Source organism: Mycolicibacterium arenosum (assembly GCF_024320865.1).
Classification (GTDB): Bacteria; Actinomycetota; Actinomycetes; order Mycobacteriales; family Mycobacteriaceae; genus Mycobacterium; species Mycobacterium arenosum.
Map to the genome: position 1 here is coordinate 87,741 of NZ_JANDBD010000009.1, position 15,245 is coordinate 102,985.

The 15,245-nt window shown below is 70.4% G+C and carries 17 protein-coding genes; 4 read left to right on the top strand and 13 right to left on the bottom strand.

Annotation, left to right across the window (positions count from 1 at the left end; all coding sequences use genetic code 11):
- Positions 1-19: 19 nt before the first annotated feature.
- Positions 20-400 carry a VOC family protein gene (locus NM203_RS21340; protein WP_255062414.1) on the bottom strand — a complete coding sequence of 127 codons (381 nt, stop codon included), beginning with the start codon at positions 398-400 and terminating at the stop codon, positions 20-22.
- Positions 401-448: 48 nt separating this feature from the next.
- Between NM203_RS21340 and NM203_RS21345 the strand changes: the two genes are divergently transcribed.
- A complete protein-coding gene (locus tag NM203_RS21345; RefSeq protein ID WP_255062415.1) occupies positions 449-1,345 on the top strand; it encodes an SGNH/GDSL hydrolase family protein in 897 nt (298 codons plus the stop codon).
- Here the strand turns inward: NM203_RS21345 and NM203_RS21350 are convergent.
- The 5 genes from NM203_RS21350 to NM203_RS21370 all read right to left on the bottom strand — a co-directional run bounded on the left by NM203_RS21350 (position 1,315) and on the right by NM203_RS21370 (position 4,668).
- Positions 1,315-1,695 carry a hypothetical protein gene (locus NM203_RS21350; protein ID WP_255062416.1) on the bottom strand — a complete coding sequence of 127 codons (381 nt, stop codon included), beginning with the start codon at positions 1,693-1,695 and terminating at the stop codon, positions 1,315-1,317. The two genes, NM203_RS21345 and NM203_RS21350, sit on opposite strands and share 31 nt — an antisense overlap.
- Entirely contained in the window at positions 1,692-2,378 is a 687-nt protein-coding gene (locus NM203_RS21355) for a DUF899 domain-containing protein (protein WP_255062417.1), read from the bottom strand. The genes NM203_RS21350 and NM203_RS21355 overlap by 4 nt, the downstream gene beginning before the upstream one ends.
- Before the next feature lie 166 nt (positions 2,379-2,544).
- Positions 2,545-2,712 (bottom strand): hypothetical protein, encoded by a 168-nt coding sequence (locus NM203_RS21360; protein ID WP_255062418.1) that lies wholly within the window; start codon positions 2,710-2,712, stop codon positions 2,545-2,547.
- A gap of 158 nt (positions 2,713-2,870) precedes the next feature.
- Complete coding sequence (locus NM203_RS21365) at positions 2,871-3,704, bottom strand: alpha/beta fold hydrolase (RefSeq protein WP_255062419.1); 834 nt, start codon at positions 3,702-3,704, stop codon at positions 2,871-2,873.
- A gap of 64 nt (positions 3,705-3,768) precedes the next feature.
- Complete coding sequence (locus NM203_RS21370; RefSeq protein WP_255062421.1) at positions 3,769-4,668, bottom strand: mycobacterial-type methylenetetrahydrofolate reductase; 900 nt, start codon at positions 4,666-4,668, stop codon at positions 3,769-3,771.
- Between the two features lie 137 nt (positions 4,669-4,805).
- Here NM203_RS21370 and NM203_RS21375 point away from each other — a divergent pair, with 137 nt between their 5' ends.
- Positions 4,806-6,254 carry a protein adenylyltransferase SelO gene (locus NM203_RS21375; protein ID WP_255062422.1) on the top strand — a complete coding sequence of 483 codons (1,449 nt, stop codon included), beginning with the start codon at positions 4,806-4,808 and terminating at the stop codon, positions 6,252-6,254.
- A gap of 8 nt (positions 6,255-6,262) precedes the next feature.
- Here the strand turns inward: NM203_RS21375 and NM203_RS21380 are convergent, their stop codons facing one another.
- Genes NM203_RS21380 through NM203_RS21405 form a run of 6 tightly spaced genes read right to left on the bottom strand, consistent with a single transcriptional unit; the run spans position 6,263 to position 12,939 of the window.
- Positions 6,263-7,480, bottom strand: coding sequence for a DUF7373 family lipoprotein (locus NM203_RS21380; protein WP_255062423.1), 1,218 nt, complete (start codon positions 7,478-7,480; stop codon positions 6,263-6,265).
- Between the two features lie 50 nt (positions 7,481-7,530).
- Entirely contained in the window at positions 7,531-8,160 is a 630-nt protein-coding gene (locus NM203_RS21385; protein WP_255062424.1) for a DUF3159 domain-containing protein, read from the bottom strand.
- A 21-nt stretch (positions 8,161-8,181) separates the two neighbouring features.
- Positions 8,182-9,207: an NAD(P)/FAD-dependent oxidoreductase gene (locus NM203_RS21390; protein WP_255062426.1), complete on the bottom strand. Its 1,026-nt coding sequence runs from the start codon at positions 9,205-9,207 to the stop codon at positions 8,182-8,184.
- Positions 9,204-9,713 carry an isoprenylcysteine carboxyl methyltransferase family protein gene (locus tag NM203_RS21395; protein WP_255062687.1) on the bottom strand — a complete coding sequence of 170 codons (510 nt, stop codon included), beginning with the start codon at positions 9,711-9,713 and terminating at the stop codon, positions 9,204-9,206. The genes NM203_RS21390 and NM203_RS21395 overlap by 4 nt, the downstream gene beginning before the upstream one ends.
- A 2-nt stretch (positions 9,714-9,715) precedes the next feature.
- Positions 9,716-10,774, bottom strand: a complete 1,059-nt coding sequence (locus tag NM203_RS21400; RefSeq protein ID WP_255062427.1) for a type III polyketide synthase — start codon at positions 10,772-10,774, stop codon at positions 9,716-9,718.
- Complete coding sequence (locus tag NM203_RS21405; RefSeq protein ID WP_255062428.1) at positions 10,771-12,939, bottom strand: MMPL family transporter; 2,169 nt, start codon at positions 12,937-12,939, stop codon at positions 10,771-10,773. The genes NM203_RS21400 and NM203_RS21405 overlap by 4 nt, the downstream gene beginning before the upstream one ends.
- A gap of 126 nt (positions 12,940-13,065) precedes the next feature.
- On the opposite strand from NM203_RS21405, the gene NM203_RS21410 reads away from it, so the two are divergent.
- Both NM203_RS21410 and NM203_RS21415 read left to right on the top strand, forming a co-directional pair.
- Positions 13,066-13,452: a DUF2237 family protein gene (locus NM203_RS21410; RefSeq protein WP_255062429.1), complete on the top strand. Its 387-nt coding sequence runs from the start codon at positions 13,066-13,068 to the stop codon at positions 13,450-13,452.
- Positions 13,449-14,507 (top strand): CobW family GTP-binding protein, encoded by a 1,059-nt coding sequence (locus NM203_RS21415; protein ID WP_255062430.1) that lies wholly within the window; start codon positions 13,449-13,451, stop codon positions 14,505-14,507. The genes NM203_RS21410 and NM203_RS21415 overlap by 4 nt, the downstream gene beginning before the upstream one ends.
- Here the strand turns inward: NM203_RS21415 and NM203_RS21420 are convergent, their stop codons facing one another.
- Positions 14,508-15,236 carry a cutinase family protein gene (locus tag NM203_RS21420; protein WP_255062431.1) on the bottom strand — a complete coding sequence of 243 codons (729 nt, stop codon included), beginning with the start codon at positions 15,234-15,236 and terminating at the stop codon, positions 14,508-14,510.
- Positions 15,237-15,245 lie beyond the last annotated feature (9 nt).

Genomic DNA, 15,245 nt, shown 5'->3' on the forward strand with positions numbered 1-15,245 from the left:
TCAGGATAGGCGGGTCGGGTCAGTCCGCGCCGACCGTGGTCAGACAGAACGGATGGCCGGCCGGGTCGATCAGCACCCGCCACAGCGAGGGCTGAGGCTGCAGCGAAGCCTCACGGGCGCCCAGCGCCACCGCCTGCCGGACTCCGGCGTCGAGGTCGGTCACCGACACGTCGAGGTGCATCTGCTGCAACTGTCCCGGCTCCGGCCACGTCGGCGGCGCGTAGTCGGTCACGCGCATCAGCGCGAGCGTCGCGGCACCGTCGGTGATCGCGATCACGCCGCCGTCGGGCGTTTCGACGACCCGGTGCATACCCAGCAGCGCGCCGTAGAAGTCGGCGAGAACAGCCGGGTCAGGACAGTCGATCGACGTCGCGCCGAGGCGTCCGACGGGTGTGGCCATGCTCTCCACGATGGCACGCCCCGCGTCGGCTCCGGTATAGACGGTGGGATGCGCACACGAATCATCTCGGGCCTCGCGGCTGTCGCGACGCTCACGGCGTGCGCCCCCGGCCCCGCCCCCACGCCGCCCGCTCCGCCCCCGACGCCCGCTCCGGCGGCCACGGGTCCGTCGTACGTCGCGATGGGCGACTCGGCGGCCGCAGCCCCGCTGGTACCCAGCCAGGGCACGCCGACGGGCTGCCTGAAGTCCACCAACAACTACCCGTCGGTGCTCGCCCGGCGGATCGGCGCCGTCTCCTTCACCGACGTCACGTGCAGCGGCGCCAGGACCGAGGATCTCCTGTCGCGGTCGCAGCCGACCCACTCCGGCCCGGTGCCGCCGCAACTCGACGCCGTGCGGGCCGACACCCGGCTGGTGACGATCACCGTCGGCGGCAACGACGTCGACCTGTCGGCGAAGGCGGCGTCGTGCCTGCGCCGCTCCCCCGGCGGCGAGCCATGCTCCGCGGGTTTCGTCGCCGACGGTGTCGACACCGTGTCGGAGGCGATCGAGGCCGGCGCCGCCGAGTGGGCGGACCTGATCGGTGCGGTGCGGGCCAAGGCCCCTGACGCGCGGATCGTGCTCGTCGGCTACGGCTCGTACATCAGGCCGCAGGGCTGCTTCCCGGACGAGCCGATCAACCCCGTCGACGCGACGTACTTCGCGGCAAAGCTCGACGAACTGGATTCCCGGCAGCAGCAGCTGGCCTCCGATGCGGGCGTCGACTACTTCGATCCGCGGCCCCTGTCCGCCGGCCGCGATCTGTGCGCCGACCCCGCCGAGCGCTACTTCGAGGGCTTCCGGCCCGTCAACCCCGCGGCACCGTTGCACCCCAACGGGAAGGGCGCCAACGCCTTCGGCACGGCGCTTGCCGACTACGTGACGTCGGGCAGGCCCGGCTCGTAACGCCGCGATCGCACGCCGAGCACCACGGTCGCGAGCACCACCTCGACGACGGCGAGCAGCGTGGCCGCCGTCATCGCCACCGACGTCGGTGCCGCTGCGCTCACCGCGCCGTGGTGATGGGCGGACATCGGCAGGTGCACGCCGATCATCGCCAGGTTCATCACGGCGACCAGCACCCAGGCGCGCTCGGTCCCGCGCGTCCACAGGTCCGCGGCGCAGTACAGACATGCGGCGACCATCGCGAGGGTCAGCACCGCCATGGCGACGGAGTGCCCACCGCCGAGCGAGAAGCCGTGCAGCACAGCCGAACCGACGGCGAACAGGGCACCGACCCGACAGGCGAGCCTCACGTCGGCAGGCTGTCGTAGTCGTCGTGCCACCGCCACCACTGGTAGGGCGGTTCCTGCGGGTAGCCCTGCGGCGAGTCCTCCCACTCCTCCTGGCGGCCCAGCGGTGTGATGTCGAGATAGGACCAGGTTCCGCCCAGCTTCTCGTCGCCGCGGTTGTCGAGGAAGTACGTGCGGAAGATGCGGTCACCCTCGCGGATGAAGACGTTGGTGCCGTGCCATTCGTCGACGCCGAAGTCGACGTCGAACTCGGCGCCCTCCTCGCCCACGATCGTGAACCACGGGATTTCCCAGCCCATTCGGGCCTTCAGCCGGTTGATGTTCGGCTGCGACCCGCGCGACGCGAACACCAGGGTGACGTCGCGGGCGTTGAGATGTGCCGGATGGGCCTGCTGATCGGCGACCAGCGAGCAGCCGGTGCACGCGCGGTCGGGCCAGCCGTGCACGCCGGGTTCGAAGAACGCGCGGTACACGATGAGCTGACGCCGGCCCGCGAACAGATCCAGCAGGCTCACCCTGCCGTCGGGCCCGTCGAACGCGTAGTCCTTCTCCACCGCCAACCACGGCATGCGTCGGCGCTTGGCGGCCAACTCGTCGAGCACCCTGGTGACCTTCTTCTCCTGCACCAGCAGCTCGTCGCGGGCACGCGTCCACTCATCAGCCGTCACGATCCGGGGTTGATTCACGACGTTCCGCCTTCCGCTCGGGGGTCCACACGAGTAGACGCCTACGGAATGCGGAATTCATCGCGGCGGTGCGATTAGGGAGAGCCTAGGAAGGTTCCACGCCCCGCGCGACCCGAACACGAAGAAGGGGCACCCGGTTCCGGGTGCCCCTTCGGCGTGAGTCGTGTCAGCGGCCGTTGCCCACGGTGGCCTGAGCCGAGCCGACGGTGGCCTGCTGCTGGATGTCCTGCACCCACTGGTGATGGGTGACGTCCGCGGACGCGGGGGCAGCCAAGCCGAACAGGGCGGCGGCGAATCCGGTGGCGATGACGCTGGCAAATCCGAACTTCTTCATGATGAACCTTCCCTTTCGTGTTCGAGCCGTGGCGCTGGTGTCGCGGTCCAAACCTTGTCTTCACCTTTTCGGAGGTTTCCGATCCGGTCTGCCAGCCATAACGCAGTGCTCAGCGGGTTAATTCCGGTGGCGGTAATTGATCGGCGGTTGGCAGCATCTCAGCGAGAGTGCTCCGCCCACCACCCGGTGACGAGGTCGGCGTACTCGGCGGGCCGTTCCTCCCAGGCAAAGTGGCCTGCGCCGTCGATGAGGTCGACGCGGGAGTTCGGCAGGCGATCGTCGAGGAACGTGGCGTTGATCGACGGGACCACCTGGTCGGCGCCGCCCGCCACGATGCGCACCGGTGTCTCGATCGACGGCAGCAGCTCGGCGAGCACCGGCAGCCAGGTCCGATAGCTCTGCGCGTACGGGATCGTCTCGGCGAATCGGTCGCCCGCATAGCTCGCGAGGTAGTCGGCGCGGATGTGCTCCGGCGGGGTGTAGCCGGCGATGGTGCCGAGGGCCACGTCGACGATCGCGGCACCGCCGATGTCGCGATACGGCTGCAGGTCGGACGCGAAGACCCACTCCTCGAGCGGTCCTGCGACGGCGATCGGCACCGCGGCGCCACCGGAACCCACCACCACCGACGCGAATCGGCCCGGTTGCGCCGCCGCCGCGAACAGTGACGCCGACGTGCCGACGTCGGGCCCGACCAGATGCGGTCGCGCCATCCCGAAGGCGTCCGCGATGCGGACGACGAAGTCCCCCAGCGCTTTCGGGTTCAGCAGTTCGGGCCGGCCCCCGGAGGCGCCGAAGCCGGGCGGGTCGACCACGACCACGTGCGCATGCCCGGTCAGCGTCGGCCACATCCGGTCGTACGCGTAGATCGTCTCCGGCCAGGGGCTGAGCAGGATCGCGTCGACGGGCCCGGACCCGCCCTCCGCGTACCGGATGCGGACGTCGTCGACGGTGGTGAACAGCGGACGAATGCCGGTGTCAGGTGTGGTCATGAGAACACTCTGCGCCGACCGCACCGCCCGGTCATCGCGGCCACCCGCCACCCGCCGCTACCGGCTAGCGGTAAGCGGTAAGCGGTGACCAGTAGTCGAGCATCGCGGCGAAGGTCTCGAATGACGGGGTGTTCACGCCGTACACCGGTTCGAAGTGCACGCTCATGGGGAAGCCGAGCTCGCCGACACCGTCGATGACGCGCTTGTAGAGGTCGACCATCAGCCGGCGCCGCTGCTCGGGCTCGGTCGCGGCCAGCTGCCTGACGAACTCCTGCTCGGCGGCCACCGCCGCATTGCCGGGGTCCTGGATCAGCCACTGGATCAAGCCGACCTTGGTCTCGAGCTTCGGCACGAAACCGAACGACAGCAGGATCTCGGGCCGGTGCTCGGTGCCCTTGGCGAAACCGGTGAGGAAGTCGACGATCGCATCGGAGTACAGCAGCTGCGTCATCCCGTAGGTAGCGCCCTGCTTGCACTTGAACTCGAAGCGGCCGTGCTCGGCGTCGCGCGTCGGGATGAGGATCACACCGCGGTTGTCGACGAGGGTGTCGAAGATGCCGAGCGCATCGGTCGGCGCGACACCGGCGCCCTCGCCGTCGCTCATGGTGCGCGGCACGCCGACGAACGCGATGCCGTCGATCCCCGTCTCGCGCAGGGTGGTTAGCCGGTCGCGCAGCGTCGCCTCGTCGGAGAACGCGGTGACCTGGGTGCACAGCCCGTTCACCCCCGGCAGTTCCGGCTTGATGATCGACCAGAAGTCGAGAACGTCCATCTTCGGCTTCATCTCGATGGGACGGTCGCCGTCCTCCTCGATCATGCCGGGGATCATCACGTGCTTGATGCGGCCTTCGAGGCCGGCCTCCAGCGAACTCTTCAGGACCTTCTGCGCCTCCTCGATCGCCCGCTCCCGACCCTGCTCCAGGTTCGGCGGGACGAGTTCCAGGGCGATGGTGTTGAGGCTCAACGGACTGCTCCAGGTGATGCGTGTTGGTACGGGCGGCCGACCACCATGTCGGCGTCCACGGGACGGGGTTCGCCCTCCGCAAAGCCCTGAGCTTACCGAACCAGGCTGTCGAGGCACTCGGTACGTACGCTGGGAGCGTGACCAGCGCACCTGAAACCACCGTCGTCCTCGAGGCCGGTTTCGCCCGCGCACTGCCCGAGCTCGCAGTCGAGTGGCGGGCCGCCGCGGCTCCCGAACCGGCCCTGCTCGCCCTCAACGAGGCCCTGGCCTCGGAGTTGGGCCTCGACGCGGGCTGGCTGCGCACCTCCGACGGCCTGGCGTTCCTGCTCGGCAACGTGGTGCCCGACGGCGCCATTCCGGTCGCGCAGGGCTACGCCGGACACCAGTTCGGCAACTACAGCCCGCGCCTCGGCGACGGCCGCGCGCTGCTCCTCGGCGAACTCGTCGGCTCCGACGGGACGCGCCGCGATCTGCACCTCAAGGGGTCCGGTGCGACGCCGTTCTCCCGAGGCGGCGACGGATTCGCCGCCGCGGGCCCGATGCTGCGCGAATACGTCATCAGCGAGGCGATGCACGCGCTGGGCATCCCGACCACCCGCGCGCTGGCGGTGGTGGCCACGGGGCAGCCCGTCTACCGCGACCAGCCGCTGCCCGGCGCCGTCCTCGCCCGCGTCGCCGCCAGCCATCTGCGCGTGGGCACCTTCCAGTACGCGGCGAATCTCGAGTCGCCCGATCTCCTGCGCAGGCTCGCCGACTACGCGATCGCCAGGCACTACCCGGCCGCGGCGGGAGCCGAGCAGCCCTACCTCGCGCTCTTCGAGGCGGTGGCGCAGCGGCAGGCGTCGCTTATCGCGCATTGGATGCTCGTCGGCTTCATCCACGGAGTGATGAACACCGACAACATGACCATCTCGGGCGAGACCATCGACTACGGGCCGTGTGCGTTCATGGACGTGTTCGACCCGGCGACGGTGTTCAGCTCGATCGACCACGGCGGCCGCTACGCCTACGGCAACCAGCCCGCGATCGCCGCGTGGAATCTCGCGCGCTTCGCCGAGGCGCTGCTACCGCTGCTCGCCGATGATCAGGATCGGGCCATCGCCGTCGCGACCGAAGCGCTCAACGGGTTCGGGCCCGCGTTCTCTCACGTGTGGTCGGCGGGGCTCGCCGCGAAGATCGGGCTCACCGAGCCTGCCGAAGACGTCGTCGACGACCTGTTGGAGCTGTTGCGCGACAACCACATCGACTTCACGTCGTTCTTCCGCGCCCTGGCCCGGCACGCGCGCGGCGACCGCGAGCCGGCGCGCGGTCTGTTCCCCGATCTCGCCCGGTTCGACTCGTGGGCGGCACGCTGGTCGGCGCTGGAACCCGACGCCGACCTGATGGACCGGGTCAACCCCGTCTACGTGCCGCGCAACCACCTCGTCGAGGAGGCGCTCACCGCGGCCACCGACGGTGACCTCGCACCGGTCACCCGGCTGCTGGCGGCCGTGTCGCAGCCGTTCGACGAGCGACCGGGCTTCGAGCGCTACGCGGAGCCGGCGCCCGATGACTTCGGCCGCTATCAAACCTTCTGCGGCACTTGATCTTCGCGCTACTTCGCCGTCAGGATGATGTACTGCGCGGCGATCTGCTGCTGGACGTCCTCGAACTTCGCGCCCCGGATCTCGATCGCGTACTTGTCCGCGGGCGCCACGCAGTAGAACGCCTGCGGGAACGCCATGCAGTGGCTTTCGGGGATCTCGGGTACCGGCGCGGCCTGGGTCGCGCCCGCCATCCCGGACACCTCCTGGTTGAACGAGTTGATGATCATGCGAGCCGACGGGTTGTCGTGCGCCTCATAGACGTTCGCGCCCGCCATCGACACCGCGGTGACCCTGGTGTCGTCGAAAAGCGTCGTCGACGCGACGGGGTTGCTCTGGAAGTGCGACGCCCCCCGTGGCCCGTACACGGCGTTCTTGATCGGGCTGGCCTCCGCCGTCGGCAACGGCAGCGTCTCCGCCAGCAGACCGGTGGGATCGACCTCGACGTCGGCCAGCGCCGAGACGTCGGCGGGCGTGAATCCGTCGATGAGTTTGGCCTGAAGGTCGATGGCCTTGGCCACCAGCGCCGACGCGCCCCCCACCCCGTCGACCGACTGCGCGAACTGCATCAGGACGAACTGACCGTGCGGGGTGTACGCGCGCACGAAGGTCCGCGGCCGGTCCGAGTCGCGCGGCGTGTAGGTGTAGGTCGACGCGGCCGCGTCCTGATGCCCCGGTATGGCAACGGGTTCCGGCTGGGCACCCGAGATCGGCTGGGCCGACGCGGCGACGTTCATGTCCCTGCTCGCCGCGGCGGCCGACGCGGGATCGGGGAAGCGCAGCACCGCGTTCAGCATCGCCGCCTTGTCGGGATCCTCCCGCGCCGAGCCGAATCCGTTCACCATCCCGTGCGTCGTCGCCGCGTCCGCCGTGGCCTGCGGCCCGAGGCTGGACAGCTGCGCGGGTCCGCTCATCACGTAGTAGGTGTCCAGGTACGGGTCGATCATCGCCTTGTCGACCTCCCACGGGCCGACGACGTAGTCGGCCATCTGCTGCGCCTGCAGCACCGCGCCGCGCTCCGGCGTGCCCGCCTTGCCCATCGGCGCAAGCGGTTTCGTCGAGTAGCGGCCGGGGTTCAGCTTGTCGGGGCTGACGGGGGGCGTCGTCTGGGAGGTGCTGGCGGCGCTGGAACCACCGGCCGAGTTCGTCGGGCCGGTGCCCTGTCCGCCGCAGGCGCCGATCAGCAGTGCGCTCGCCAGACACGCTCCGGCTATCCGAATACCCCGCACCGTCTCTCCCGTCGTCGCCCCGGTGTGCAGAACCTACCCACCGGAGCGCATCAACCCGTGGATTCGGCGTCTCTCGGCAGTGCGCGGATCGCCGTTCGGACGGCGAAGTAGATCATCGTCGAGGTCACCAGGAACACCGGCCAGCCCATCGCGATCCTGGCGACGGCGAGCAGCTCGGCCTGATTGGTGTCGTAGAGGTAGTACTGGACGGAGAAGCGCGCCCACGACGCGACGGCCATCGCGGCGGTCGCGATGTCGAACAGCAGGCGCACCCGCGGCACCCGGCGCCAGGCGTTGTCGCGGCCGGTGATCCACGCCCAGCCCATCCCGACGAGCGGCCTGCGGATCAGCAGCGACGCCGTCAACACCATCGCGGCCGCCAGATAGCTCCAGATACCGGGCAGGTAGAAGTCCTTCGCCTGCCCGGTCACCAGCGCGAAGCCCGCGCAGACCGCGACACCCACGAAGCCGAACAGCGCGGGCCGAGGGGATTCCCTGCGCACCAGTTGCCAGGCCAGAATGAGCGCTGCCGCACTGACCGCCACGATGATCGCGGGCGTGACACCGGCCAGCGACGACGTCAGCGCGTAGGCCGTGACCGGCAGCCCGGAGTAGACGAGTCCTCGAATGCCGCCCGCCCGTGCCAGCAGTGCGTCGAGCGGCGGTGACGCCTGGGTCATTGCACCGAGAGTACCGCCGGGTCAGGCGGCCAGCTGGTTGACGACGCCCTCGAACACCCCGGGCAGCGCCGCGGCGGCGGGCACGATGCCGCGCCGCAGCGGCGCCACGGTCCCGGCCCGCACCAGCGCCGCCGTGAGGAACCGGTAGCGGCGCGTCAGCTGACGCCAGCGCCGGTCGTAGTCGCCGACGCGGTCCGTGACGATCGAGTCGACCAGCAGCTCGGCCGCACCGAACGCCAGGCCCATGCCCTCCCCGGTGAGCGCGTCGATGTAGCCGGCCGCATCGCCGACGAGCAGCACCCGGCCCGCGGTCCGGTTGCCGACCCGCTGCCGAAGCGGCCCCGCTGCACGATCCGGGCCGTGCGCGAAACCCGCCATCCGATCGCGTAACTCGGGGAAGTCCGCGACGTGCGCGTCGAAACCGCCCGTGGCCGAGCTCAGGATCGCGACACCGACCAGGTCGTCGCCGACCGGCGTCACGTACGCCTCCCCGGCCTCGGGGCCGCGAGCCCAGTGCACCTCCACCGAGTCCGTCCACGGCGGCATCTCGACGTGCCTGCGGATCCCCCAGCGCCGCGGTCCGGCGGCGGGCCGGGCCAGCCCGAGATCGCGCCGGATCGGCGAGTGCAGGCCGTCGGCGGCCGCCAGGTAGCGGGCCCGTAACCCGCAGGCGCGCACCGACTCCCCGTCCTGTACGACGTCACCCACCGATTCGGTGACGACCCGTACGCCCGCCAGCTGCGCGGCGTCCAGCAGCGCCTCGTGCAGCACCGTCCTGCGCACGCCGCGCCCCTTGCCGGCCCGGAACGTCGCGTCGACGCGGCGCTCACCCGCCACGTAGCGGATCCCCCGCAGCGGCCTGCCCGCCGGATCGATGCCGAGGCCCTCGAGATGGGCGACGGTGTGCGGCATCATGCCCTCGCCGCACGCCTTGTCCAGGACACCGGACCGGCGTTCGACGACGACCACCTCGAGGCCCGCTTTCGCCCCGTACAGCGCGGTCGCCAGGCCCGCGGGTCCGCCGCCCGCCACCAGCAGGTCGATCACGACAGGCTCGCCAGCGCCGTGTTCTCGACCCTCAGCCGAGTCCGCAGCAGCGCGGCGTTGAGCACCGTGAAGACCATCGCGGTGAGCCACGCCGAATGCACCAGCGGCAGCGCGACGCCCTCGATCACGACGACGACGTAGTTCGGGTGCGGGATGAAGCGGTACGGTCCGCCCGTCACGCGCTGGGCACCGGGGATCACGACGACGCGGGTGTTCCAGTGGTGCCCCAACGTGCTGATGCACCACCACCGCAGAACCTGCGTGGCCACCACGACCGCGAGCATCGGCCAGCCGAGCGCCGGGATGAACGGCCGATGCAGCGCAACGACTTCCACGACGCAACCGACCAGCAGCGCGGTGTGCAGCACCACCATCACCGGGTAGTGGCCCGCCCCGAACTCGGTGCCGCCGCGCTCCCGGCTCCACTCCAGGTTCCGCTTCGACACCACCAGTTCGGCGACCCGCTCGACGGCGACCGCGGCGATGAGCGCCACGTAGGCGAGCATGCTCAGCGCCACTTCAGCAGGACGAGCTCCGAGCAGAAGCCCGGCCCCATCGCCATCAGCACGCCGGGACTGCCCGCGGGTGGCCGCTTGGCCATCGTGTCCCGCAGCACGTGCAGCACCGAGGCCGACGACAGGTTGCCCACCTCGGCGAGCGACCGCCAGGTCAGTTCCAGCGCATCATCGGGCAGGTCGAGGCTCGAGACGATCGCCTCGATCACCTTCGGACCGCCGGGGTGGCTCACCCACGCGCCGACGTCGGCGGTGGTGAGGCCGTGCGAGGCGAGGAAGCCGGTGACGTCGTCGGCCAGGTACTTCTCGACGACCGCGGGCACGTCGGGCGACAGCACCAGCCGGAAGCCGGTCGGCCCGACGTCCCACCCCATGGTGCGCAGCGAGTCCGGGTACAGGTGACTGCGCGAGTCGAGCACCTCGGGTCCGGAGGCGTCGATCGCCTCGGCCCTGCGGTCGCCCACCGCGACGACGGCGGCGGCACCGTCGCCGAACAGGCTGCTGCCGACGAGCGTCGCCAGCGACGGATCGGTCTTGGGGGTCAGCGAGCACAGCTCGACCGCAAGCAGCACGGCGACGCCGTCGGGATCGCCGCGCAGGTAGTCGTGCATCCGCGCGGTCCCCGCGGCACCTGCGACGCAGCCGAGGCCGAACAGCGGGACTCGCTTGACGTCGGGCCGCAGCCCGATCAGGCCGGCGATCCGGGCGTCGATGGTCGGCACCGCCAGCCCGGTCACGGTGGTGGTGAAGATGACGTCGACGTCCTCTGGCTGCAGGCCGGCCTCCTCCAGCGCGCCCGTCACCGCGGCGCAGCCGAGCGCCACGGCGTTCTCGATGAAGACGTCGTTCGCGGCACCGAAGTCGGTGAGCGTCACGTACTCCTCGAGCGGCACGACCATGTGCCTGCTCTCGACCTTGGCGCTGCGGTGCACGGCCCTGATGAAGTCGGCGTGCTCGGTGAACCCCGGCATCCCGATCAGCGCCTCGGTCACCTCGGCTTGGGTATAGCGCCTCCGGGGCAGCTCTCCTCGTACGGCGGCGATCACGGTCACGACACACACCTCCTGGTGATGGGCACGATGTCCGGGCCCATGGGGTTCACTTCATCTTCGGAGATCCCGAAGCGGTTGTGCAGCCTCGTCAGCCATTTCGGGGCCCACCGGTTCCACTCGCCCATCGCGTGCATGACGGCGGGTAGCAACACCATTCGGACCAGCGTCGCGTCCACGAGGATCGCGAGCGTCAGACCGAGTCCGAACATCCGCATGAACGACACCTCGGCGGCGATCAGCGCGGCGAAGGAGATCGACATGACGAGGGCGGCGGCGGTGACGACGCGACCGGTGCGGGCGATGCCGAGCGCGACGGCCTCGTCGCTGTTGCGGGTCGTCAGCCAGAACTCCCGGATCCGGGACACCAGGAACACCTCGTAGTCCATCGACAAGCCGAACGCGATGCAGAACAGCAACACCGGGATGTTGGCGACGAGGACGCCGGTGGACGTCGTGCCCAGGCCGCCCAGATGCCCGTCCTGGAAGATCCACACCATCGCGCCGAACGCAGCCGACAGCGATAACACGTTGAGTAGCAACGCCTTCAGCGGGATCAGCACGCTGCCGGTGAGCAGGAACAGCACGACGAACATGATGATCGCGATGCTGCTCAGGACGACCGGCAGCCGCGACGTGACGGCGGCGACGCTGTCGCGGTTGACCTGTGCGGTGCCGGCGAACAGCACCTCGCGACCGCCGGGACCGGTGACGGCGTGCAGCGCGTCGAGCTGTCGCTCCGAGGCGTCGGAGAACAGCGGCGCTGTGCTCTGCACCGTCAGCGTGGCCCTGCCGTCGGCCGTGCGCACCGGGGAGACGGCGGAGACGTCGGCGACGCGGGCCAGATCGTCGCGATAGCGATCGAACTCGGCGGCGACGAGTCCGGCCGCGTCGGGGATCACGACGCTCACCGCGGCGGCGGCGTCGTCGGCGAAGTCGTCGCGCAGGGTGTCGCCGACGGTGTGCGCCGATGCCGTCGTCGGCAGCACCCTGTCGTCCGGGAAACCCCACTTCACCCCGAGGAACGGCGCGCCGAGCAGAAGCAGCAGCGTCACGACGGCGAGGCCCGCGGGCAGCGCGCGCCGCATGACGGCCCTGGTCCACCGGTGGAGGAACCGCCGCTCGACCGGCTGGGCGTCGGCCGCCTGCAGCCGATCTCCCAGCAGCACCAGCGCGGCCGGCGTGACGACGAGCGCCGCCAACGCGGCGAAGGCGACGGTGGCGACGCCCGCATACGCGAACGACTTCAGGAAGGCCATCGGGAAGATCACCATCACCGCCATCGACAGCGCGACGATGGTGGCCGAGAACACGACGGTCCGGCCGGCGGTGGCCATGGTGGTGGTCAGCGCGTCGTCGCGGGACACGCCGTCGGCGAGTTCGTCGCGATACCGGCTGATGATGAGCAGCGTGTAGTCGATGGCCAGCGCCAGGCCCATCGCGGCGCTGAGGTTGAGCGCGAAGATCGACACGTCGGCGAAGGTGGTGACGCCGCGCAGCACGGCCAGCGAGCCGAGAATCGCCATCCCGCCGACGGCGAGTGGAACCGCCGCGGCGAGCACGCCGCCGAAGACCCAGACGAGTATCAGGAAGCTGATGGGGATCGCGATCGACTCCATCAGCAGGAGGTCGCGCTGGGACTGTCGGGTGATCTCCACGTTGACCATGGCGTCGCCGCCCGCCTGCACGGTGACGCCGTCGCGGTCGCGGGCGAAGCGGTCGGCCAGATCCGCGGCGTACTGCTGGGTGACGCTCTCGTCGCCGGCGATCCCGACGACGATCAGACCCGCCGAGCCGTCCCGGCCGACGAGCGGGGCGCGCTGCGGTGGCGGCGACGTCCACGGCGAGCTCACCGAGACGACGTGCGGCGAGCCGGTCAGGGCGGCGGCGAGTTGCCTGCCGACCGGGCCGACCTGCGGACCGTCGACGCCGCCCGGCCCGCTGACGAGGAGCAGCAGCTGTACGTCGCCGATGTCGAACGTGCTGGTGAGCAGTTGCCGTGCGGCGGCGGACTCCGAGGTCGGATCCTCGAATCCGCAGGCGCACAGGCTCTTCGCGACGGGCACCCCGAAGACACTCGCCGCCGCGGCGATCAGGAGGGCGAGGACGAGCAGGCGGCGGGGAGCCGCGATAGCGAGCTGCGCGATGCGTCTCAAGGGTGGCTCCATTCGATGCCGGAAGCTATGTCAACACTTGGTGACTTGGCACACTAAGCCCACCCCTCGGGCATGTCAACGGCTGAGGACTTAGTGCCGTCCTCCGGCGGCCCCGGCACGTTCGCAATACTTGTGCTCATGGCGGAACGCAACGTGCTCGGCGAAACACTGGAGCCGTGCGGAACGGAGCCGATGACCGGCTTCTACCGCGACGGCTGCTGCAGCACCGGCGAAGAGGACGCGGGCAGGCACACCATCTGCGGCGTCGTCACATCCGAGTTCCTGGACCATCAGCGGTCGATAGGCAACGACCTCTCCACGCCCCGGCCGGAGTACCGGTTCCCCGGCCTGACGCCCGGCGACCGCTGGTGCGTGACCGCGGTGAACTGGCTGCGGGCGCACGAGGACGGCTTCGCATGCCCGGTGGTACTCGCCGCGACGCACGAACGCACGCTCGACCTGGTGTCGATCGAGGTGCTCGCGGACTACGCCGTCGACGTACCCGACGACATCTCCGACCTGTGAGCGGTGCGACGGCGATCCCCGTCATCGCGCTCACCGGGTATCTCGGCGCGGGCAAGACGAGCCTGCTGAATCACGTGTTGCGGGCACCCGGCGCGCGAATCGGCGTCGTGGTCAACGACTTCGGCGATGTCAACGTCGACGCCTCACTGGTCACCGGCCAGGTCGACGAGCCGGCGTCGATCACCGGCGGGTGCATCTGCTGTCTCTCCGACGAGGAGGGTCTCGACGGCGCGCTCGAGAAGCTGACCGACCCGCGCCTCGCGCTTGACGCCATCATCGTGGAGGCCAGCGGACTCGCCGACCCCATCGCGGTGTCGCGGCTGATCCGCTACAGCGGAGTCGAGCGGGTACGGCCCGGCGGCGTCGTGGACGTCATCGACATCGCCACGCACTTCGAGACCGTCGACACCGGCGGTCTTCCGCTCGCGCGGTACGGCGCGGCGTCGCTGGTGGTGGTCAACAAGCTCGACCAGGTAGCCGAAGCCGACCGCACTGCCACCCTGGAACGAGTGGAAAACCGGGTGCGGGAACGCAATCCGCACGCGCACATCGTCGGGGCGATCGGCGCCAGGGTGGATCCGACGCTGCTCTACGACGTGTCCGACGCCGACGAGAGCGGTGACGTCGGCGGGCAGCTGTCGTTTCGCGAGCTGCTGCTCGACGCGGCCCCCGATCCCGGACCCGCGACCCCGGCCGACGCGCACGCCCACGTGCACGCCGACTCGGTGACCGTCACCGGCGCGGGGTGCGTCGACATCGGCGCCCTCCTCGACCTGCTCGAGGAGCCGCCCACCGGCGTGTATCGCATGAAAGGCACTGTCGCCGTGCGCTATCGGGAGCGCGAGCGCCGCTATCTGGTGAACGTCGTCGGCCCGTCGGTGCACGTCGCGGCCGCACCGCCGACGGCGCCCGTCAACCGCCTGGTCGCGATCGGCACGCACCTCGACGTCGGGGACGTGCGCGCACGCATGGAGGCGGCGCTCCGTCCCCACGACGGGCCATCGCCCGCAGCGGGGGTGCGCCGCCTCCAGCGGTACCGCAAGCTCAGCGTCTGATCAGCCCTGCGCGGTCAGTTGGTCGACCACGCCGCTGGCGGGCGTGTTGATGCGGGCGGCCACGAAATCGGCTGCCTGATCGGTCAATCCGGCCTCGACGTACAGGCTGTGGGCGGGGCGGTCGTTACCCGGCGAGCACACCGGATCGGCACCGTTGCACAGGTCGATCGTCTTAACCCCGTAGAGCGGGCTCCACGCGGACAGCGCGTGACCGATCTTGTTGGACGGGTTGCCGAACACCGCGACGGCGGCGACGTGATCGCTGACCGGTGCAGGCAGCACGTTGGTGAAGCCGAAGACCGGACCCGGTGCGGCGGTGAGGAAGTCGACCACCGCGGCACCCTGCGAGAAGCCACCCAGCACGATCTTGGTGTCGGGGCACGCCGCCGCGGTCGCCTGCACGCGCGCACTGGCGTCGTTGGCGCCCTCGGCCGCCTTGAGGAAGTCGTAGGACGCGGGGTAGTTCACGGCGTAGGCGGAAACGGTCTGTCCGCTCAGGTCGTCGCGCAGTTCGTCGACGAAGGCGTCGCCGACGCGGCCGAGGCCCGCGGGCTCACCGGTACCGCGGGCGAACACCACCTCCACGTCGCTGCACGCCTCGGCGGCGCGGGCCGTCGGCGCGGCGACCGCGGCGAGTCCGGCGGCCGCGACGATCACGGTCGCGAGCATCATCAGCAGACGGAGCGCACGACGACCGTCGCTCTCACTGGCGGCGTACGGGTCGATCATGATGGGCTC

Coding starts and splice junctions, on each gene's coding strand:
- NM203_RS21365 (WP_255062419.1), bottom strand. CDS start 3,704: ATGACCACACCTGACACCGGCATTCGTCCGCTGTTCACCACCGTCGAC.
- NM203_RS21395 (WP_255062687.1), bottom strand. CDS start 9,713: ATGCTCGCCTACGTGGCGCTCATCGCCGCGGTCGCCGTCGAGCGGGTC.
- NM203_RS21360 (WP_255062418.1), bottom strand. CDS start 2,712: ATGAAGAAGTTCGGATTTGCCAGCGTCATCGCCACCGGATTCGCCGCC.
- NM203_RS21345 (WP_255062415.1), top strand. CDS start 449: ATGCGCACACGAATCATCTCGGGCCTCGCGGCTGTCGCGACGCTCACG.
- NM203_RS21420 (WP_255062431.1), bottom strand. CDS start 15,236: ATGATCGACCCGTACGCCGCCAGTGAGAGCGACGGTCGTCGTGCGCTC.
- NM203_RS21410 (WP_255062429.1), top strand. CDS start 13,066: ATGGCGGAACGCAACGTGCTCGGCGAAACACTGGAGCCGTGCGGAACG.
- NM203_RS21385 (WP_255062424.1), bottom strand. CDS start 8,160: ATGACCCAGGCGTCACCGCCGCTCGACGCACTGCTGGCACGGGCGGGC.
- NM203_RS21405 (WP_255062428.1), bottom strand. CDS start 12,939: ATGGAGCCACCCTTGAGACGCATCGCGCAGCTCGCTATCGCGGCTCCC.
- NM203_RS21340 (WP_255062414.1), bottom strand. CDS start 400: ATGGCCACACCCGTCGGACGCCTCGGCGCGACGTCGATCGACTGTCCT.